Source organism: Novosphingobium chloroacetimidivorans (assembly GCF_014204535.1).
GTDB lineage: Bacteria > Pseudomonadota > Alphaproteobacteria > Sphingomonadales > Sphingomonadaceae > Novosphingobium > Novosphingobium chloroacetimidivorans.
On record NZ_JACHLR010000001.1, the window covers coordinates 387431 to 407995 of the forward strand.

The window sequence follows — 20565 nt, forward strand, 5'->3', positions numbered from 1 at the left end:
CTCAGCGCTCGGTGGCCATCATGACCAGCACTTGCGGCTTCTTGCCGGTCCAGCGCCCTGCGGCACGGCGCGCGGCGAGCCGGGCCGCTTCGCGGCGCTTGTCCGGCTCGGCACGGGCCTTGCGCGCGGCGGCAAGCGCATCCTCGACATCGCGACGCGTCTCGTCGAGAAACGCCTGACGGTCCGCGTCGAGCGGCAGACCCAAGGCGTCGACCTGTACCGCTCCCGTGGCATCGATCGCGACCGAGACCATGCCCACGTTCGAAAGGCGCCGCCGCATGACAATCGCGTCGCCATCGGCCGGTACGATCATGTCGCCGTCGAGCACCAGGCGGCCGGCGCGCACTTCGTCGATCTTGCCCGGCTTGCCTGGCGCCAGGCGGACGAGGTCGCCGTTCTGCTGGAACACCGCCTTGGGGATGCCGCAGGACAGGCCGAACCGCGCCTGCTCGCGCATGTGGCGGATCTCGCCGTGGACCGGCACGATGATCTCGGGCCGGATCCAGCTGTAGAGCGCCTCCAGGTCGGGGCGGCCTGGGTGGCCGGAGACGTGAATCAGGCTCTGACGGTCGGTGACAAGCAGCACCTCCTGCTCGGCCAGACGGTTCTGGATGCGGCCGATGGCGATCTCGTTGCCCGGGATCTGGCGGCTGGAGAACAGCACCACGTCGCCCGCTTCCAGGCTGAGCTGGTGGTTGCCCTCGGAAATGCGCGACAGGGCCGCGCGCGGCTCACCCTGGCCGCCGGTGGCGACGATCAGCACTTCGCCGCGTGGCAGCGACATGGCGGTGTCGAAGTCGACCGGCTTGGGGAAGTCCTTGAGGTAGCCGCTGGCCTGCCCCGCCTCGATCATGCGGTCGAGCGAACGCCCGGCCACGCACAGCTTGCGCTTGGTCGCCTTGGCCACGGCGCCCAGCGTCTGCAACCGGGCCACGTTAGACGCGAAAGTGGTGACGAGGACGCGCTTGCCCTTGTGCTTGGCGACTTCGAGCTGCAGCCCGCGATAGACCTCACCTTCCGAGCCCGAGGACTCCGGATTGAACACGTTGGTGGAATCGCACACGAGCGCCAGCACGCCTTCGTCACCGATCTCGCTGAGCTCAGCGGCGGTGGCAGGCGTGCCGATCTGCGGCTCCTCGTCGATCTTCCAGTCGCCGGTGTGGAACACGCGGCCGAACGGCGTGTCGATCAGCAGCGCGTTGCCCTCGGCGATGGAGTGCGCCAGCGGTACGTAGCTGATGCCGAACGGGCCGAGCTCGAACTCATCCAGGTCGTTGACGACGTTCAGCTCGATCTGGTCGAGGATGCCCTCCTCCTCCAGCTTGGCCGCCACCAGGCGCGCGGTGAACGGTGTCGCGTGGAGCGGCACACCCAGCTTCTTGGCGAAGTACGGCACCGCACCGATGTGGTCCTCGTGCGCATGAGTCAGGACGATGCCGAGCAAATCCTCGCGGCGCTGTTCGATAAAGTCGAGGTCGGCAAAGACCAGGTCGACGCCCGGGTACTCGCCGCCGCTGAACGTCATGCCCAGGTCAACCATGATCCACTTGCCGCGACAGCCGTAGAGATTGACGTTCATCCCGATCTCGCCGGAGCCACCCAGCGCCAGAAACAGCAGTTCTTCGCCCGGTGTATTGTTCTTAGGCTTATTGGTATTATCAGTCACGTGTCGGAACGCTCCGCCAGAATAGCTAGACCCGCAAGGGTCAGGTCGGCATCGACCGCGTCGAAGATCTCGGTCGCTTCGTTGAACAGGACGGCCAAGCCGCCGGTGGCAATCACTTTGGCCGGACGGCCGATCTGCGCGCGCATGCGGGCGATCAGGCCCTCCATCATTGCCACATAGCCCCAGAACACCCCGATCAGCATCTGGTCTTCGGTGTTGCGGCCTATGACGCTGTCGTTCGCCGGAACTTCGATCGCAATGCGTGGGAGCTTGGCGGTGTTCCCCACCAATGCATCGAGCGAAAGATTGAGGCCGGGCGCGATGATGCCGCCCTTGTAGGCGCCATTGAAGTCGACGACGTCGAAAGTGGTGGCGGTGCCGAAATCGATGACGATCAGGTCGCCCGGGTACTTGGCATGGGCGGCGACGGCGTTCACCGCGCGATCCGAGCCGAGTGAGCGCGGCTCGTCCACATCGATGTCGATCGCATAGGACGCTGCCCCCTGCCCGGCGATCAACGGCTCTATCTGGAAATAATTTTGCGCCAGCACCTCCAGGTTGTGCAGCGCGCGCGGCACCACGGTGGAGATGATGATCTTGTCCACCGCCTTGCGCTCCACGCCGCGGATCTGCAGCAGTTGCAGCAGCCACACGGCATACTGGTCGCCAGTGCGGCGCGGGTCCGTCGCGATGCGCCAACGGCCCTTCAGCGTGTGGCCATCGAACAGCGCGAAGACCACGTTGGTGTTGCCGGCATCGATCGCGAGCAGCATGGAATGGTTGTCCCGGTCAGCGGCGGTCGAGATCGACTTCGCCGGCGTGGATAGTTCGCCTCGTGCCGCTCGCCAGCTGGAGTTGCAAGGCCCCATCGGGATCAAGCCCTCCGAAAGTGCCATGCAGCACCTCGCCTTCAGGCCCATGCACCTTGAGCGGCGTGCCGAACGGATGCGCGCGCGCGATCCAATCGGCACGCAACTGCTCCCATCCACCGCTGCGCCACAGACGCAGGGCATGGGCCCAGCAGGTCTGCAGCATGTCGGCAAAGCCGTCGCGAGCGACCGTATGGCCCAGGTCCGTTAGACAGGCGGTCGGGCGTTCCGGCAGCCGCGGCGCCTGAACGAGGTTCACGCCGACCCCGACGATCACCGCATCACCGCGCCGCTCGAGCAAAATGCCGGCGAGCTTGGCGGAACGGACCAGCAGATCGTTCGGCCACTTGAGCGCCAGGCCGGGAAGTCCGGGCGCCAGCGCTTCGACGGCCGCGTAAGTTGCCACGCCTGCCACCAGCGACAGCGTTTGCGGCGGCGGATCCCCCGCCTGCAAGTGCACCGCAGTCGAGCCCATGAAGTTGCCGGCGCCATCGCTCCAGGCGCGGCCTTGCCGGCCACGCCCGGCAACCTGCCGGTCCGCCACCAGCCAATGCCCCTCTGCCATGGCTTCGCCGGCGGCAACCCGCGCAGCAAGGTCGGCATTGGTCGAGCCGGTTTCGGCGATGACCTCGATCAAATCGGCCGGCGTTCTCTAAGCGGCCAGGAACAGCACGGAGGCAGCGGTCTGCGCCAGGCCGTCGAGCCACTTGGTCAGCAGGTAGCCCAGCGGCGACATAAACACGGCGGTGATCACGAGCAGGGCGGTGTGCGCCCAGTCGCTGCGTCCACGCACCGTGTCGACCGGCTCGTCGAAGTACATGATCTTGACGATCTTGATGTAGTAGAATGCGCCGATCACCGAAGCGGCAATGCCTATGGCGGCCAATGCCACGAAGCCGGCCTGCACCGCCGCCTGGAACACTACGAACTTGCCCCAGAAACCGAACAGCGGGGGGATGCCGGCCAGGCTGAACATGATCATCGCCAATGCGAGCGCCAGTCCGGGACGGGTGCGTGAGAGGCCGGACAAGTCGGCAATGGCTTCCAGCGGGCGACCATCCTCATCCTTGAGCATCAGGATCGCGACGAAGCCACCGAGTGACATGGCGATGTAGATCACCAGGTAGGTCAACATCGCCGCCGCGCCTTGTGGCGTTGCCACGGCCAAACCGATGAGCACAAAGCCGACGTTGTTGATGGACGAGTAGGCCATCAGGCGCTTGATGTTCGACTGACCGATGGCGCCCAGCGCACCCACGACGATCGAGGCGATGGCCGCGAAGATCACGATCTGGCGCCACGCATCTGCCTGCGAACCGAACGCCTCGAGCGAGACGCGCATCAGCAGCGCCAGCGCAGAGGCTTTGGAAGCTGTGGCAAAGAAGGTCGTGACCGGAGTGGGAGCGCCCTCGTAGACGTCGGGGGTCCACATGTGGAACGGCACCGCGGCGATCTTGAAGGCGAGACCCGCAAGCACGAACACGATGCCGAACAGCGCTCCGGCGGCAAGGTTGCCGGAAAGCGCGGCATTGATCCCCGCGAACGAGGTCGTGCCGGTGAACCCGTAGACCAGGCTGACGCCGAACAGCAGGATGCCCGAAGCCAGCGCGCCGAGCACGAAGTACTTGAGGCCCGACTCCGCCGAGCGCCCATCGTTGCGGAGCAGAGCCGCCAGCACGTACGAGGCGAGCGAGTTCAGCTCCAGACCGATGTAGAGCGTCAGCAGGTCGCCCGCCGAGGCCATCATGCCCATGCCGAGCGCAGCCAGGAGGATCAGGACCGGGTACTCGGCTCGCATCTGGCCGAGGCGGTCGAAGAAAGCGGGCGCGATGATCAGCGCGGCAGCGGACGAGCCATAGATCAGCAGCTTGGCGAACGCGGCGAAGGCGTCCGCGCGGTACTGGCCGCCAAATGCGGCAACGTCCGGGCCGGACAAGCCATAGCACAATGCCGGCGCAACGAGCGCCATGCAGCCGACGAGAACGGCGACGGCCAGGATCGAGATGAGGCGAGAGGCCTTGTCACCGCTCCAGGCGGCGACAAGCAGCAGCACAAGGCTGGCGATGCTAAGCGTCTCTTCGGGCGCGATCAGCCGCAGCGAATGGGCGAGATCCATCAGTGGTGGCCTCCCTCAGCCGCGGCTTCGTGGACAGGCGCGCCCTTTCCGATCATCAACTTGCCGTCATATGCCGGCCTGGCACGCGCGAGACGTGCGTCGAGCGCGGCAATATCCGCACGCATCGGCGCGATGAAGCTCTCGGGATAGACGCCCATCCACAGCACCGCGAGGCCGAGCGGGATCATCATCAGGTATTCGCGCAAGGTCAGGTCCGGCATGGCAGCGGCGTCGGCGTTCTTCTGCTCACCGAAGACGACGCGGCGATAGAGATAGAGCATGTAGGCGGCGCCAAGAATGATGCCGGTGGTGCCCACCAGCGCAACCCAGGTCGAGACCTGATACACACCGCCAAGGCTGAGGAACTCGCCCACGAACCCGGATGTGCCCGGCAGGCCGATCGAGCCCATCGTGAAGAGCAGGAAGAACAGCGCATAACGCGGCATGTTGATGGCAAGGCCACCGTAGCGGCTGATTTCACGGGTGTGCAGCCGCTCGTAGATGACGCCGACGCACAGGAACAGCGCGCCCGACACGAGGCCGTGGCTGAGCATGACCAGCATCGAGCCTTCCAAGCCCTGCACGTTGAAGGCGAAGAGGCCGAGCGTCACGATCGCCATGTGCGCGACCGACGAATAGGCGATCAGCTTCTTCATGTCGTGCTGCACCAATGCGATCAGCGAGGTGATCACCACCGCCAGCATCGACAGTGCGAAGATCAGCGGCGCGAACTGCGCGCTCGCCTCCGGGAACATCGGCAGCGAGAAGCGGATGAAGCCGTAGCCGCCCATCTTGAGGAGCACGCCCGCCAGGATGATCGAGCCGGCGGTCGGCGCCTGAACGTGCGCGTCGGGCAGCCAGGTGTGGACGGGGTACATCGGCATCTTCACCGCGAAGCTGGCGAAGAAGGCGAGCCACAGCCAGGTCTGGACATGCGGATCGAAGTCATAGGCCATCAGCGTCGGGATGTCGGTGGTGCCGGCCTGGTTGGCCATCCACAGCATCGCGATCAGCATCACGACCGAACCGAGCAGCGTGTAGAGGAAGAACTTGTAGCTGGCGTAAATTCGGTTGTCGCCGCCCCATACCCCGATGATCAGGTACATCGGAATGAGGCCGGCCTCGAAGAAGATGTAGAACAGATAAAGGTCCTGCGCCGCGAACACGCCGATCATGAGCGTTTCCATTAGCAGGAACGCCGCCATGTACTCGCCGACGCGCTTGGTCACCGACGTCCAGCTGGCGCCGATACAGACCGGCATCAGAAACACCGACAGCATGATCAGTGTCAGCGCGATGCCGTCGATACCCAGCGCATAGGAGAAGCTGGAGAACACCGCGTGGCGCTCCTGGAACTGCCATTGCGCGCCGCCGATGTCGAAATTGGCCCAGAGCACCACGCCCAGCGCGAAGTCGATCAGCGTGGCGACCAGCGCGACCGTACGCGCGGCCTGCGCCTCGAGCTTGAGGCAGGCGATGGCGCCGACCAACGGCACCAGCAGCATCAGGGAGAGGATCGGAAAGCCCCCCATCACACTCCCCCCAAGATCACAAACATCATATTCCCCATGGTCGCGCGGCTCACTGGATCACCCCTCACTTGATGACCCACGTGATCGCGGCGACGAGGCCGATCAGCATGACCAGCGCGTAGCTGTAGAGATAGCCCGACTGCACCTTCTGTGCGTAGCGCGAGCCCTTGGCGACGACCCAGGCGGCACCATTCGGACCGAAGCGGTCGATCACGCCGACATCGCCCACCTTCCAGAACACGCGGCCCAGCCACAGCGCGGGCACAACGAAGACGTAGTGATACAGCTCGTCGAACATCCACTTGCGATAGACGAAGGTGTAGATCGGTCCGATCTGCTCGGCAAAAGCGGCCGGGAAGCGCGTGTTCTTGAGGTAGCCGTACCAGGCGGTCAGCAGGCCGATGGCCATGACGGTGAACGGCGCCCACTTCACCCAGGTCGGCACGCCATGCATCGCGTGGATCGTGTGCTCGGCGAACACCAGGCTGCCCTTCCAGAACTCGCCCGAACCTTCGGAGATGAAGGCGTGGTGGAACACGAAGCCTGCGAACACCGCGCCGATCGACAGCACAATCAGCGGGATCAGCATGACCAGAGGGCTCTCATGCGGATGATAGCCGCCGGTGCCCTCGTTCTCATGCGCGCTGGGCCCATGATGACCAGCGGCGTGCCCGTGGTCCTCGTGACCGGAGTCCTCCTGCGCAGGTGCGTTCTCGGCCTCGCTGCCGTGGCCATGTGTCTCGTGCGCGTCGTGGCCGTGGCCGTTTGCGTCATGAAGCGCATGCTGGATGTGCTCGGACGCAGCCCAGCGCGGCTTTCCGAAGAAAGTCAGGAAGACCAGTCGCCAGGAATAGAAGCTCGTCATCAGCGCGGCGAAAATGCCGAGCCAGAAGGCATAGCTGCCGGACTGCGAGCCGGAGCCGTAAGCCGCCTCAAGGATGGCATCCTTCGAGTAGAACCCGGCGAAGCCGAACACGTCCGCGATACCGACGCCGGTGATCGCCAGCGTACCCGCCGTCATCGCCCAGAAGGTGATCGGGATCTCCTTCCGCAGGCCGCCATAGTACCGCATGTCCTGCTCGTGGTGCATCGCGTGGATCACCGAGCCGGCACCCAGGAACAACAGGGCCTTGAAGAACGCATGCGTGAACAGGTGGAACATCGAGGCGCCGAACGCGCCGACGCCCGCGGCGAAGAACATGTAGCCCAGCTGCGAACACGTCGAATAGGCGATGACCCGCTTGATGTCCCACTGGGTGCAGCCGATCGTTGCGGCGAAGAAGCAGGTCGAAGCGCCGATCACGGTCACGAAGCCGAGCGCGGTCGGGGCGGCCTCAAACATCGGTGACAGACGGCAGACCATGAATACGCCCGCGGTGACCATGGTGGCCGCGTGAATCAGCGCCGAGACCGGGGTCGGGCCTTCCATCGCGTCGGGCAGCCAGGTGTGGAGGCCCAGCTGCGCCGACTTGCCCATCGCGCCGATGAACAGCAGCAGGCACAGCACCGTAAGCGTATCGAAACGGTGACCCAGAAAGCCGATGGTCGAGCCAGCCATCGCGGGCGCGGCTTGCAGGATTTCAGGGATCGAGACGGTGTTGAACACCAGGTAGGTGCCGAAAATGCCGAGCATGAAGCCCAAGTCGCCCACGCGGTTGACCACGAAGGCCTTGATCGCGGCGGCAGAGGCGGACGGCTTGCGGAACCAGAAGCCGATCAGCAGGTACGAGGCAAGGCCCACCCCTTCCCAGCCGAAGAACATCTGCACGAGGTTGTCGGCCGTCACCAGCATCAGCATGGCGAAGGTGAACAGCGAGAGGTACGCGAAGAACCGCGGCTGATCCGGCTCCTCCTCCATGTAACCCCACGAATAGAGGTGCACGAGCGCCGAGACGCTGGTGATGACCACCAGCATGACCGCCGTCAGCGTGTCGACGCGCAGCGCCCAGTCGAAGGTCATCGTGCCCGATTGCACCCACTTGAGCACGGGGACGACGCTCGCCTCGGCATTGCCGCTGAGAAACGAGAGGAAGATCGGCCAGGACAGAGCGCAGGCGACGAACAGCGCGCCGGTCGTGATGACCTTGGCCGCGAAGTTGCCCAGCTGCTTGTTGCCGAGCCCGGCGACGATCGCTGCCAGGAGCGGCAGGAAGACGATGATAAGGATGGAGTGCAACGTCTTAGCCCTTCATCCGATTGGCGTCGTCGACCGCGATGGTGCCGCGGCTGCGGAAGTAGATGACCAGGATCGCTAGACCGACCGCCGCCTCGCCCGCCGCCACGGTCAGCACGAACATCGCGAAGATCTGGCCGGTAAGGTCGTGCAGGAAGGCACTGAACGCGACCAGGTTAAGGTTCACCGACAGCAGGATCAGCTCGATCGCCATCAGGATGACGATGATGTTCTTGCGGTTGAGGAAGATCCCCAGGACGCCCAGCACGAACAGGATCGAGCTGACGACGACGTAGTGTTCGATGCCGATCACAGCGTCATCCCCTTACCCACCTCAGGCTTCATGTTGATGGTTGCCTCGTCCGGACGGCGCGCGTTCTGCTTCGCCACGTTCTGTCCGCGGCTGTCGCTGCGCTGGCGATGAGTCAGCACAATCGCGCCGATCATGGCGACCAGCAGGACCAGGCCCGATGCCTCGAACAAGAACAGGTAGCGCCCGTACATCAGCTGGCCGATCGCGGCGATGTTGCTCGCTCCCGGCGCGGTGATCGCCGTGCCGTCAGGCGTACCAAGGTGCATCGCGCCGGCCTTATAGGCGCCAACGCCCAGCACGATCTCGGCCAGCAACACGACCGCGATCAGCATGCCGAGCGGGAAGTTCTTGACGAAACCGGCCCGCAGTTCGGCAAAGTCGATGTCGAGCATCATGACGACAAACAGGAACAGCACCGCGACAGCGCCGACATAGACGATGACCAGCAGCATCGCGATGAACTCGGCGCCGACCAGCACCATCAGGCCGGCGGCGTTGAAGAACGCCAGGATCAGCCAGAGCACCGAGTGCACCGGGTTGCGCGCCAGGATGGTGACGGCGCCCGAGGCGATCGTCAGCACGGCGAAAAGGTAGAAGGCGAAAACGTGGATCACGACGGCTCGACCATATCTGCCGTCGCCCCCGCCTGCGCGGGGATGACGAGGTTGGGAATCATGAGTGCCCCTGACATCGCGGCGGCCCTAGCGGTAGGGCGCATCGGCTTCAAGGTTCGCGGCCAGCGCCCGCTCCCACTTGTCCCCGTTCGCCAGCAGCTTCGCCTTGTCGTAAAGCAGTTCCTCGCGCGTCTCGGTCGAGTACTCGAGGTTCGGACCTTCGACGATGGCGTCGACCGGGCACGCTTCCTGGCAGAAGCCGCAGAAGATGCACTTGGTCATGTCGATGTCGTAGCGCGTGGTGCGGCGCGAACCGTCGTTGCGCGGCTCGGCCTCGATCGTGATCGCCTGCGCCGGGCAGACCGCCTCGCACAGCTTGCACGCGATGCAGCGCTCCTCGCCGTTCGGATAACGGCGCAGCGCATGCTCGCCACGAAAGCGGGGCGACAGCGGGTTCTTCTCGAACGGATAGTTGATCGTCGCCTTGGGCTTGAAGAAGTACTTCAGCGTCAGGGCATGCGCCTTCAAAAATTCCCAGAGCGTGAAGCTCTTGACCAGTTGGGCGACACTCATGCGCCATACCTCGTAAACATGAGCCAGCCCGAGACGAGCACCACAAACCCGAGCGAAACGGGCAGGAAGACCTTCCAGCCCAGCCGCATCAGCTGGTCATAGCGATACCGGGGCACGGTCGCCTTCACCCAGGAGAAGATGAAGAAGAAGAACAGGATCTTGAGCAGCAGCCAGACGAAGCCGGGGACCCAGTAGAGGAACGGGATCTCAAACGGAGGCAGCCAGCCGCCGAAGAACAGCGTTGCGTTCAGCGCGCACATGAGCAGCACGTTGGCGTATTCGCCCAGCCAGTAGAGCGCGAAGGACATCGACGAGTATTCGGTCTGGAAGCCGGCGACGAGCTCGGATTCCGCCTCGGTCAGATCGAACGGGGCGCGGCCGGTTTCGGCCATGCCGGAGATCAGAAACATCACCCACATCGGAAACAGCAGGATGTTGAACCAGAAGCCGTTCACGAAGCCGAGACCAGCGCCCTTCTGCGCGAGCACGATCTCGTTCAGGTTGAAGCTGTTGGCCCACAGCACCACGCAGATCAGGATGAAGCCGATCGAGACTTCGTAGCTGATCATCTGCGCCGACGCGCGCATGGCCGAGAAGAATGGGTACTTCGAGTTCGAAGCCCAGCCCGCCATGACCGTGCCGTAGACACCCAGCGAGCTGATCGCGAGCACGTAGAGCAGGCCGACATTGATGTCGGCCAGCACCGCGCCCGAGTTGAACGGGATCACCGCCCACGCAAGCAGCGCGACCGTGAAGGTCACGATCGGCGCGATCAGGAAGATGCCCTTGTTCGCAGCCGAAGGGACGATGGTTTCCTGCAGGAAGACCTTGAGGCCGTCCGCGAAGCTTTGCAGCAGGCCGAACGGGCCGACCACGTTGGGGCCACGGCGCAGCGCCATGGCCGCCCAGATCTTGCGGTCGGCATAGATGATCATCGCCACGCCGAGCATCAGCGGCAGCGCGATCAGCAGGATGCCGCAGATGGTCGCGATCGCCCACGCCCACTCGTAGGACATGCCCAGGTTCTGGAAGAACGCGGTCACTCGGCCGCCTCCGCCAGGTCCTCACCGTGGAGCAGTTCGGCCGAGCAGCGCTGCATCACCGCGCTGGCGCGCGCGATCGGGTTGGTCATGTAGAAATCCTGGATCGGATAGGCGATGGCGCCGCTGGCGGAGCCGCCGCCGGACGGCAGGACGCTTCCGTAGTCCGCCAGGCCCTCGATGCCAAGCGCCGGAACAGCCGAAATCATCGCGGTCCGCAGATCGTCGAAGCTGTCGAAGCCGACAGAGACGCCGAAGGCATCGGCAAGCGCGCGCAGGATCGTCCAGTCCTCACGTGCGTCGCCGGGCGCGAACACCGCCTTGTCGGCGAACTGCACGCGTCCCTCGGTGTTGACGTAAGTGCCCGCCTTCTCGGTATAGGCCGCACCGGGCAGGATGACGTCCGCCGCATGGGCGCCCTTGTCTCCGTGGTGGCCGATGTAGACGATCATCGACCCGGCGAACTTGGCGTAGTCCACCTCGTCGGCGCCGAGCGAGAGGACGACCTTGGGCTTTGCCGCGACGAGATCGGCGATGCCGCCCTTCTGTGCGAAGCCAAGCATCAGCCCGCCCATACGACTTGCCGCCATGTGCAGGACGTTGAAGCCGTTCCACTTCGTGCCGTCCTCAAGGTCGCGCACGAGGTTGAGGCTGCCGGCGAACGCCAGCGCGGCGTCCAGTCCGCCGCTGCCCAGCCCTGCCCCGCCAAGGATAACCGCCGGGCGCTTGGCATTGGCGAACGCATCCGACACGTGGCCCGGCAGGTTGCCCAGCAACGCGCGATCGTTGCCGAGGAACTCGCCGCCGCAGGTAGTCTCCCACTCCGGCCCGATCAGGAACACCTTGGCGCCCCGCTTGACAGCCTTGCGAATGCGGACATGCACCAGCGGCGCTTCCCAGCGGACCATCGATCCGACGATCAGGATGGCATCGGCGGTCTCGATACCGTTGAAGGTCGAGTTGAAGTTTACCGCCGCCAGGCTGTCGGTGGCGTAATCCATGCCGGTCTGACGACCTTCGAGCTGGGTCGAGCCGAGCGCACCGAGCAGTTGCTTGGCCGCGAACATCGTCTCGCAGTCGACCATGTCGCCGGCGATCGCGGCGATGCTGTTACCCGGGTTCAGCGAAGCGATGGCGGCGAACGCCTCGTTCCAGCTGGCGGGCTGAAGCTTGCCGTCCCTACGCAGATACGGTCGGTCGAGCCGCCGCTTGGTCAGGCCGTCGACCTGATAGCGGCCCTTGTCGCTCAGCCACTCCTCGTTGACGTCGTCGTTGATGCGCGGGAGCACGCGCATGACCTCGCGGCCGCGCGCGTCGATGCGGATGTTGGCGCCGGTCGCGTCCGACACATCGATGCCGAGCGTCTTCTTCAGCTCCCAGGGCCGCGCCTCGAAGGCATAGGGCCGGCTGGTCAGCGCGCCTACGGGGCACAAATCGATCACGTTGGCCGAGAGCTCATGCTTGGCGGCATGCTCCAGATACGTGGTGATCTGCATGCTCTCGCCGCGATAGAGCGCGCCGATCTCGTCGACGCCCGCAACTTCCTCGGAGAAGCGAACGCAGCGGGTGCAGTGGATGCACCGCGTCATCTGCGTCTTGATCAGCGGGCCCATGTTCTTGTCGGTCACCGCGCGCTTGTTCTCGTGGTAGCGCGAGCCGCCACGGCCATAGGCGACGGACTGGTCCTGCAGGTCGCACTCGCCGCCCTGGTCGCAGATCGGGCAATCGAGCGGGTGGTTGATCAGAAGGAACTCCATCACCCCTTCCCGCGCCTTCTTGACCATCTCGGAGTCGGTGCGAATCTCCTGGTTGTCGGCGGCGGGCAGCGCGCACGAGGCCTGCGGCTTGGGCGGTCCGGGCTTCACCTCGACCAGACACATGCGGCAGTTGCCCGCGATGCTCAGCCGCTCGTGATAGCAGAAGCGCGGGATTTCCTTGCCGGCGAGCTCGCAGGCCTGAAGCACGGTGGCGCCGTTGGGCACCTCGATCTCGACACCGTCGACTTTCAGCTTGGGCATGTCAGTGTTCCGTGTCCATCAGACCGATACGGCGTTCGATCCGGTCGATGCGATCTTTCATGGCAGAGATGTCCGTCTCTACACCGAGTATCGATGTCATGACGCCATGAAGCGACGTCAGCAATCCACGCTGGTGGTCTTCCATGGCCAGCAAGCGCAGCGCCTGCGAAGCCTGGTCGCGCCGAACCAGCGAAAGCTCGTGCTGCAGACTTTTCAGAATCTCCAGAACGATATCGTCAGGCTGCTCGCTCACTCCGCAGCCTCCCGCAGACCACCAAGTCGCTCTTCGATGCGGCGCTCGATCTCCGGACGGAAGTGCTTGATCAACCCCTGGATCGGCCACGCCGCCGCGTCGCCGAGCGCGCAGATGGTGTGGCCTTCGACCTGCTTGGTGACCTGCTGGAGCATGTCGATCTCCTCGACATGCGCCTCGCCGGTGCGCAGGCGCTCCATCACCCGCCACATCCAGCCGGTGCCTTCGCGGCAGGGTGTGCACTGGCCGCAGGACTCGTGCTTGTAGAAGTACGAGATGCGGCTGATGGCGCGCACGATGTCGGTGGACTTGTCCATGACGATGACGGCCGCGGTGCCGAGGCCCGAGCCGACCGCCTTGAGGCCGTCGAAGTCCATCGGCGCGTCCCAGATCTGCGCGGCCGGCACCAACGGCACCGACGAGCCACCGGGGATCACCGCCAGCAGATTGTCCTTGCCGCCGCGAATGCCGCCGCAGTGCTTCTCGATCAGTTCGCTGAATGGAATGCTCATCGCTTCTTCGACGACGCAGGGCCGGTTCACGTGGCCGCTGATCTGGAAGAGCTTGGTGCCGCGATTGTTCTCGGCGCCGAAGCTGGAGAACCACGATGCACCGCGGCGCAGGATGGTCGGCGCGACGGCGATCGACTCGACGTTGTTGACCGTGGTCGGGCAACCGTAGAGGCCCGCGCCGGCCGGAAACGGCGGCTTGAGGCGCGGCTGGCCCTTTTTACCCTCCAGGCTCTCGATCATCGCGGTTTCTTCGCCGCAGATGTAGGCGCCCGCGCCGCGGTGGACGAAGACATCGTAATCGTAGCCCGAACCCGCAGCGTTCTTGCCGAGCAGGCCGGCGTCGTAGGCCTCCTGCACTGCCGCGAACAACGTCTCGGCCTCGCGGATGTATTCGCCGCGAATGTAGATGTAGGCCGCGCGCGCGTTCATGGCAAAGCCGGCGACGAGCGCGCCTTCGATCAGCTTGTGCGGATCGTGGCGGATGATCTCACGATCCTTGCACGAGCCTGGCTCGGACTCGTCGGCATTGATGACCAGAAAGCTGGGCTTGGGGTTGCCGGCGGCGTCCTTGGGCGGCTCCTTGGGCATGAACGACCACTTCATGCCGGTCGGGAAGCCCGCACCGCCACGGCCGCGCAGGCCGGAGTCCTTCATCTCCTGGATGATCGCGTCACGTCCGCGCGCAATCAGGTCCTTGGTGTTGTCCCAATCGCCCCGCGCCTGGGCGGCGGCCAGGTTCCACGGCTGATAGCCGTAGACGTTGGTGAAGATGCGGTCCTTGTCGGCGAGGCTCATGCCCACTCACCCCGGTAATCGTGGTTCTCGTCGACCATGGCCGTGAGCGTGGAGAGCGCGCCGGCGGGCTCGACGGTGTGTCGGCCCGGCTCCTGCGTGCCGGTCTTCGGCTGCTCGCCGCGCGCCAAGGCGTCGAGGATCGCATCCATCCGCTCGGGCGTCAGGTCTTCGTAGTTGTCGTCGTTGATCTGCACCATCGGCGCAGAGGCGCAGTTGCCCATGCACTCGACCTCGGTGAAGGTCCAGAGACCGTCCTTGGTGGTGTGACCGTGATGCATGCCCCGCTTCTCGCAGGTGGCGATGATGTCATCCGAGCCGCGCAGCATGCACGGCGTCGTGCCGCAGACCTGCACATGGTAGCGACCGACCGGAACGAGATTGAACATCGTGTAGAAGGTCGCGACTTCGAGCACCCGGATCACCGGCATGCTAAGCTCACGCGCGACAAACTCGATGACCGGGATCGGCAACCATCCTTGCGTGTTTGTCTCTTCGCCGACCTGGCGCTGCGCATAGTCGAGCAACGCCATCACCGCCGAGCGCTGACGCCCTTCGGGATAGCGCGCGATCGCCGCCTTGGCCTTGTCCGCCCAGCCTTGCGTCCAGGCGAACTGGCCCCAACGGGCCCGCAGCTCGGGCGTGTCGGGTTCGATGCTACGCTCGGCCATTAGCGAACAAACTCCACGCGAGAGCACTTGTCGCCCTCGAAACTGTAGATCGACATAACCTCGAACGGCACCGCTTCGGCCGAGCGCGAGACGGTCTCGTGCAGGACGACGTACTCGCCCAGCTCATAGCCCTTGAGGATCTCGGCCCGGTTCTGCGGAAATTCGGCGAACATGGCCTTCAGACCGGAACGAACGCCTTCGCGACCGTCCCGCAGAACCGCCCCGCGATAGCTCGCCTCGCAGGCATCCTCGGTCATCAGCTCGACATAAGCGTCGGCGTCCTGCGCATTGTAGTGCGCGATCATCTCTTGGGCGATCGCAAGACGGTCAGCCACGCGCGTTCTTACTCCACAGCCTTTGCGCGGCGACCACCCAACCGGTCGTCGCCGCGATTACGAATACCATGCCTGCGCCCGGAACCGCCTGGCCGATCGCAAAGGCGACAAGCGCGATCGCAAGAGCGACCGCAAGGAAGACCCAGGGCGCCGGACGCTCAGCCATGATTGCGCTTCCGCTTGAGCCAGACATCCTGGCTGAACAGGAACATCTCGAACCCGCCGATCGCCGTCACCAGCATCGGCAGCATCTCCGATGCCCTGAAACCGAAGTACAACGCCGCGAAATAGGCGATCGCCAGAACCAGCCCGGTAACCATGCCCCAAACCCGCGTCATGCCAAACATCTCTGCCTTCATCTTCACGTACTCCCGCGATTCCCCGCTACGCACACACCCGAGGCAAGGGGTCCCACCCCACTTGCACCGGCATTCAAAATCCTATCGGTCGCATTCCCCGAAAACGACATCGATCGCGCCCAGAATGGCCGTGGCATCGGGCAGCATGTGCCCCTTGCACATCATGTCCATCGCCTGGAGGTGCGAGAACGCCGTCGGCCGGATCTTGCAGCGGTACGGCTTGTTCGAGCCGTCCGAGACCAGGTAGACGCCGAACTCGCCCTTGGGGCTTTCCGTCGCGACGTAGACTTCGCCCGCCGGCACGTGGAAGCCCTCGGTGTAGAGCTTGAAGTGATGGATCAGCGATTCCATCGAGCTCTTCATCTCGGCGCGCTTGGGCGGCACGATCTTGCGATCGGTCGAAGCGATCGGACCTTCCGGCATCTCGCGCAGGCACTGCTTCATGATGCGAGCGGACTGGCGCACTTCCTCGACCCGGACCATGAAGCGGTCGTAGCAGTCCGAATTCGTGCCCACCGGAATGTCGAAGTCCATGCGGTCGTAGACGTCGTAGGGCTGGCTCTTGCGCAAGTCCCACGGAATGCCCGCACCGCGGATCATCGGGCCTGAGAAGCCCCAGGCGATCGAATCGTCACGGCTGACCTTGGCGATATCGACGTTGCGCTGCTTGAAGATGCGGTTGTCGACCACCAGGCTCATCGCGTCTTCGAAGAGTGTCGGCAGGCGCGAGTCGAGCCAGTCGCCGATGTCGGTCAGCAGCTTGAGCGGAACGTCCTGGTGGACGCCACCGGGGCGGAACCAGGCCGCGTGCATGCGCGCGCCCGATGCCCGCTCGAAGAAGTTGAGGCAGTCCTCACGGATTTCGAAAAGCCACAGGTTCGGCGTCATCGCGCCCACGTCCATGACGTGCGACCCGAGGTTGAGCATATGGTTGCAGATGCGCGTCAGCTCGGCGAACAGCACGCGCAGGTACTGCGCACGCAGCGGCACTTCGAGATTCAACAGCTTCTCGATCGCGAGCACGTAGCTGTGCTCCATGCACAGCGGCGAGCAGTAATCCAGGCGATCGAAGTAGGGCAGCGCCTGGAGGTAGGTCTTGTGCTCGATCAGCTTCTCGGTGCCGCGATGAAGCAGGCCGACGTGCGGATCGACCCGCTCGATCACCTCGCCGTCCAGTTCCATAACCATGCGCAGCACGCCATGCGCCGCGGGGTGCTGTGGCCCGAAGTTGATGGTGTAGTTGTCGACCGACTCGCCCGTGTTGGTGGGCGAGCGTTCCAGAGTCATTCCGCTCATGATCAGCTACCTTCGGGAGCGGGACCGCCGCCCTGCTTGTCCGACGCAGGGCCCTCGGCCGGGCGGTCGGGCTTGGAAGCGGTCGGCTCGGGAGCACCCGGCTCGGGCGTGCCGCTGGTCTTCACCGTCGGCACGCTCTGACCCTGGCCGGCAATCGTGCCGGACGTGGTGGCGCTCGGCGCGACCTTCTGTTCGGCCTTGCTGTCGCTCGGTTCGGCGGCCCCGCTCTGCCCGGGCTTCTCGGTGGTCTTGGGCTCTGCGACGGAGGGCGCCGCCGGTTTGGCGGAGGCCTTCTCGTCACCAGGAAGCACGTAGTCCGCGCCTTCCCACGGGCTCAGGAAGTCGAACGAGCGCAAGTCCTGCGCCAGCTTGACCGGCTCGTAGACGACGCGCTTGTCCTCCTCGGAATAGCGCAGTTCGTGGTAGCCGGTGAGCGGAAAGTCCTTGCGGAACGGATGCCCTTCGAAACCGTAGTCCGTCAGGATGCGGCGAAGGTCCTGGTTGCCGGCGAAGACGACGCCGTACATGTCGAACACCTCGCGCTCGAGCCAACCGGCGACCGGCCACAGCGTGGTGACGGTGGGCACAGGCGTGTTCTCGGCTGCCGTCACCTTCACCATCACGCGATGGTTCTTCGTCAGCGACAGCAGCATGTAAACGACTTCGAACCGCTCGACACGCGACGGATAGTCGGCGCCAGCGATCTCCATCAGCTGCTGGTACTGGTGCTCGTCGCGCAGCAGGCGCAGCGCATCCTCGATACTGTCGCGCCGGACAGTAAGCACGAGTTCCTCGAACTCTTCCTTCGCATCGACCAGCATGGAGCCGAGCGCGGCCGAGAGTGTGTCGAGCACACCCTCGCTGGACGCGATCCTGGGGGCGGAGTGCAGAACGGTCGCCATGGCTCAGCGCTCCAGAGTGCCGACGCGGCGGATCTTGCGCTGCAACTGCATCACGCCATAGAGCAGCGCTTCGGCAGTCGGCGGGCAACCCGGCACGTAGATATCGACCGGCACGATGCGATCGCAACCGCGCACGACGCTGTAGCTATAATGATAGTAACCGCCGCCGTTGGCGCACGATCCCATCGAGATCACGTACTTGGGATCCGACATCTGGTCGTACACGCGGCGCAGCGCCGGAGCCATCTTGTTGCACAGCGTGCCGGCCACGATCATCACGTCCGACTGGCGCGGGGAGGCGCGCGGGGCAACGCCGAAGCGCTCCATGTCGTAGCGCGGCATGTTGACGTGGATCATCTCGACCGCACAGCAGGCGAGGCCGAAGGTCATCCACCACAGCGAGCCGGTGCGCGCCCACTGGAACAGCTCCTCGGTGCTGGTCACCAGGAAACCCTTGTCGGACACTTCTTGGTTCAGCCCGTCGAAGAACGACTGATCGGGCAGCGTAGCCGCGCTCTCGGGAACGTGACCGTCCTTGCGAAATTGGGTGACGAGATCGGTCATTCCCAGTCCAGAGCTCCCTTCTTCCACGCGTAGGCGAGGCCGATCGCCAGTTCACCCAGGAACACCATCATGGTGATCCAGCCGGGCCACCCTGTCACGTCGAGCGAAACCGCCCATGGGAACAGGAACGCGGCTTCCAGGTCGAACACGATGAACAGGATCGCGATCAGGTAGAAGCGCACGTCGAACTGGCTGCGCGGGTCCTCGAACGCGGGGAAGCCGCATTCGTATTCGCTGAGCTTGTCAGCGTTCGGATTGTGCGTTCCCGTCAGCCGCGCCACGCCCATGGGCAGGAACACGAATGCCGTGGAGAGCGCCAGCGCGATCACCAGGAAAATCAGGATCGGCAGGTATTGCGAGAGGTCGACCAAAGCTCTGACTCGTTGCGATAACCGGTTGCACCGCGCCCTAGTCCCGCCCGGTGCGCGGTGCAACCCCGGGCGCCCCCCCTGGCCATCATAATGACGGCCGCGGGCGGTCGAAACCAATCTATGTCTATCCAGGCCGGCGAAGGCTTACATGAATGACGTTGCGCGCATCCATACCGACGGTATCGGCGCATTGCCAATGCCGCATTGCAGCATTATGCGCGATCCCAAGCGCTGTCCAACGCAATTACCGAGAGGGCTACAACCATGGCACAGATTTCCGCCGCCGATCCCATCGTCATCCTGTCCTACGCACGCACGCCGATGGGCGGGCTACAGGGTGCCCTCGCCGACGTGAGCGCGACCGACCTGGGCGCTACCGCAGTTAAGGCGGCGGTTGAGCGCGCGGGCGTCTCGGGCGACGACATCGAGCGCATCTACATGGGCTGCGTGCTGCCCGCCGGTCTGGGCCAGGCTCCTGCCCGTCAGGCTGCGATCAAGGCGGGCCTGCCCAAGTCGGTGCAGGCCACCACGGTCAACAAGGTCTGCGGCTCGGGCATGCAGACGGTCATCATGGGCGCCGAGGCCCTGGCGTCGGGCTCGATCGACATGGTCATCGCCGGGGGCATGGAGAGCATGACCAACGCGCCGTACTTGTCCAAGAAGCACCGCGGGGGCGCCCGTGCGGGCCACGACACCATGTACGACCACATGTTCCTCGACGGCCTGGAAGACGCCTACGAGGAAGGCCGATCGATGGGCAGCTTCGCCCAGTGCACCGCCGACGAGTACCAGCTGACCCGCCAGGACCAGGACGCCTACGCCATCGAGTCGCTGCGCCGCGCCCAGGCCGCGATCTCCAGCGGCGCCTTCGCGGGCGAAGTGGTCCCCGTCACGGTCAAGACCCGCAAGGGCGAAGTGATCGTCGACACCGACGAGGCGCCGGGCAAGGGCCAGCCCGACAAGATCCCGCAGCTCAAGGCGGCCTTCGCCAAGGAAGGCACCATCACCGCCGCCAGCTCCAGCTCGATCTCGGACGGCGCCGCCGCTGTGGTGCTGACCCGCGCGAGCCAGGCGCAGGAAAAGGGCCTGAGCCCGATCGCAACCGTGGTCGGCGTCGCCGCCCATGCGCAAGAGCCCGCCAAGTTCACCACCGCGCCCGCCGGTGCGATCACCAAGCTGCTCAAGAAGGTCGACTGGAACATCGAGGACGTCGACCTGTTCGAGATCAACGAGGCCTTTGCATGCGTCGCCATGTTCGCGATGCATGACCTCGGCATCCCGCACGACAAGATCAACGTGCATGGCGGCGCGACCGCACTGGGTCATCCGATCGGTGCCTCGGGCACCCGCATCATCGTGACTCTGCTCGGCGCGCTGAAGGAAAAAGGCCTGAAGCGCGGCATCGCCTGCCTGTGCATCGGCGGCGGCGAGGCCACGGCCGTGGCCGTCGAGCTCGCTTGAAGACGGAAAAGATGGTTTGAAGACAGCATCGTCCCGGGCTTACCCCGGGACCGTGTTCGCCATCTCACCCACTAGCTATTAGGCGCCTCAAAGCGGTCGCGACATGCGGCGACCGGCTCCGGGCAAGCCCGGCAA

22 protein-coding genes are annotated in these 20565 nt (G+C 64.8%); 1 reads left to right on the top strand and 21 read right to left on the bottom strand.

The features are described 5' to 3' along the window. Position 1 precedes the first annotated feature (1 nt). From HNO88_RS01945 to ndhC, 21 genes are all read right to left on the bottom strand, one after another. Positions 2-1579, bottom strand: coding sequence for a ribonuclease J (locus HNO88_RS01945; RefSeq protein WP_184242417.1), 1578 nt, complete (start codon positions 1577-1579; stop codon positions 2-4). Positions 1580-1662: 83 nt separating this feature from the next. Further along, a complete protein-coding gene (locus tag HNO88_RS01950; protein WP_184242201.1) occupies positions 1663-2439 on the bottom strand; it encodes a type III pantothenate kinase in 777 nt (258 codons plus the stop codon). A 16-nt stretch (positions 2440-2455) separates the two neighbouring features. After that, complete coding sequence (locus HNO88_RS01955; RefSeq protein ID WP_184242203.1) at positions 2456-3172, bottom strand: biotin--[acetyl-CoA-carboxylase] ligase; 717 nt, start codon at positions 3170-3172, stop codon at positions 2456-2458. 15 nt (positions 3173-3187) lie between these two features. Then, entirely contained in the window at positions 3188-4651 is a 1464-nt protein-coding gene (gene nuoN, locus HNO88_RS01960; RefSeq protein WP_184242206.1) for an NADH-quinone oxidoreductase subunit NuoN, read from the bottom strand. Next, on the bottom strand, positions 4651-6183 hold the full coding sequence (locus tag HNO88_RS01965; protein ID WP_184242208.1) for an NADH-quinone oxidoreductase subunit M: 1533 nt from the start codon (positions 6181-6183) through the stop codon (positions 4651-4653). Before HNO88_RS01965 ends, nuoN begins: the two co-directional genes overlap by 1 nt. A gap of 64 nt (positions 6184-6247) precedes the next feature. Then, positions 6248-8359 (bottom strand): NADH-quinone oxidoreductase subunit L, encoded by a 2112-nt coding sequence (nuoL, locus tag HNO88_RS01970; protein WP_184242210.1) that lies wholly within the window; start codon positions 8357-8359, stop codon positions 6248-6250. Between the two features lie 4 nt (positions 8360-8363). Further along, positions 8364-8669, bottom strand: a complete 306-nt coding sequence (gene nuoK / locus HNO88_RS01975; RefSeq protein WP_159867433.1) for an NADH-quinone oxidoreductase subunit NuoK — start codon at positions 8667-8669, stop codon at positions 8364-8366. Then, positions 8666-9283 (bottom strand): NADH-quinone oxidoreductase subunit J, encoded by a 618-nt coding sequence (locus tag HNO88_RS01980; RefSeq protein WP_184242212.1) that lies wholly within the window; start codon positions 9281-9283, stop codon positions 8666-8668. The genes nuoK and HNO88_RS01980 overlap by 4 nt, the downstream gene beginning before the upstream one ends. An 87-nt stretch (positions 9284-9370) precedes the next feature. Next, positions 9371-9856, bottom strand: a complete 486-nt coding sequence (gene nuoI, locus HNO88_RS01985) for an NADH-quinone oxidoreductase subunit NuoI (protein ID WP_159867439.1) — start codon at positions 9854-9856, stop codon at positions 9371-9373. Next, a complete protein-coding gene (gene nuoH / locus HNO88_RS01990) occupies positions 9853-10899 on the bottom strand; it encodes an NADH-quinone oxidoreductase subunit NuoH (protein ID WP_184242214.1) in 1047 nt (348 codons plus the stop codon). Before nuoH ends, nuoI begins: the two co-directional genes overlap by 4 nt. Further along, a complete protein-coding gene (gene nuoG, locus HNO88_RS01995; protein WP_184242216.1) occupies positions 10896-12914 on the bottom strand; it encodes an NADH-quinone oxidoreductase subunit NuoG in 2019 nt (672 codons plus the stop codon). The genes nuoH and nuoG overlap by 4 nt, the downstream gene beginning before the upstream one ends. A 1-nt stretch (position 12915) precedes the next feature. Further along, positions 12916-13167: a hypothetical protein gene (locus tag HNO88_RS02000; RefSeq protein WP_184242218.1), complete on the bottom strand. Its 252-nt coding sequence runs from the start codon at positions 13165-13167 to the stop codon at positions 12916-12918. After that, positions 13164-14474, bottom strand: coding sequence for an NADH-quinone oxidoreductase subunit NuoF (nuoF, locus tag HNO88_RS02005; protein WP_184242220.1), 1311 nt, complete (start codon positions 14472-14474; stop codon positions 13164-13166). The genes HNO88_RS02000 and nuoF overlap by 4 nt, the downstream gene beginning before the upstream one ends. Next, the gene (locus tag HNO88_RS02010) at positions 14471-15142 is read right to left on the bottom strand and encodes a complex I 24 kDa subunit family protein (protein ID WP_184242222.1); all 672 of its coding nucleotides are present in this window, start codon (positions 15140-15142) and stop codon (positions 14471-14473) included. Before HNO88_RS02010 ends, nuoF begins: the two co-directional genes overlap by 4 nt. Then, positions 15142-15447, bottom strand: coding sequence for a nuclear transport factor 2 family protein (locus tag HNO88_RS02015; protein ID WP_184242419.1), 306 nt, complete (start codon positions 15445-15447; stop codon positions 15142-15144). Before HNO88_RS02015 ends, HNO88_RS02010 begins: the two co-directional genes overlap by 1 nt. 22 nt (positions 15448-15469) lie before the next feature. Then, positions 15470-15643: a hypothetical protein gene (locus HNO88_RS02020; protein WP_184242224.1), complete on the bottom strand. Its 174-nt coding sequence runs from the start codon at positions 15641-15643 to the stop codon at positions 15470-15472. Then, entirely contained in the window at positions 15636-15815 is a 180-nt protein-coding gene (locus HNO88_RS02025) for a hypothetical protein (RefSeq protein WP_246381093.1), read from the bottom strand. Before HNO88_RS02025 ends, HNO88_RS02020 begins: the two co-directional genes overlap by 8 nt. Positions 15816-15917: 102 nt before the next feature. Next, positions 15918-17123 (bottom strand): NADH-quinone oxidoreductase subunit D, encoded by a 1206-nt coding sequence (locus tag HNO88_RS02030; RefSeq protein ID WP_184242421.1) that lies wholly within the window; start codon positions 17121-17123, stop codon positions 15918-15920. Positions 17124-17134: 11 nt separating this feature from the next. Beyond that, positions 17135-18034 (bottom strand): NADH-quinone oxidoreductase subunit C, encoded by a 900-nt coding sequence (locus HNO88_RS02035; protein ID WP_184242228.1) that lies wholly within the window; start codon positions 18032-18034, stop codon positions 17135-17137. A gap of 3 nt (positions 18035-18037) precedes the next feature. Further along, the gene (locus tag HNO88_RS02040) at positions 18038-18598 is read right to left on the bottom strand and encodes a NuoB/complex I 20 kDa subunit family protein (protein WP_246381095.1); all 561 of its coding nucleotides are present in this window, start codon (positions 18596-18598) and stop codon (positions 18038-18040) included. After that, on the bottom strand, positions 18595-18969 hold the full coding sequence (gene ndhC / locus HNO88_RS02045) for an NADH-quinone oxidoreductase subunit A (protein WP_159867464.1): 375 nt from the start codon (positions 18967-18969) through the stop codon (positions 18595-18597). Before ndhC ends, HNO88_RS02040 begins: the two co-directional genes overlap by 4 nt. 264 nt (positions 18970-19233) lie before the next feature. Here ndhC and HNO88_RS02050 point away from each other — a divergent pair, with 264 nt between their 5' ends. Next, positions 19234-20430: an acetyl-CoA C-acyltransferase gene (locus HNO88_RS02050; protein ID WP_184242230.1), complete on the top strand. Its 1197-nt coding sequence runs from the start codon at positions 19234-19236 to the stop codon at positions 20428-20430. The last annotated feature ends 135 nt before the right edge of the window (positions 20431-20565 follow it).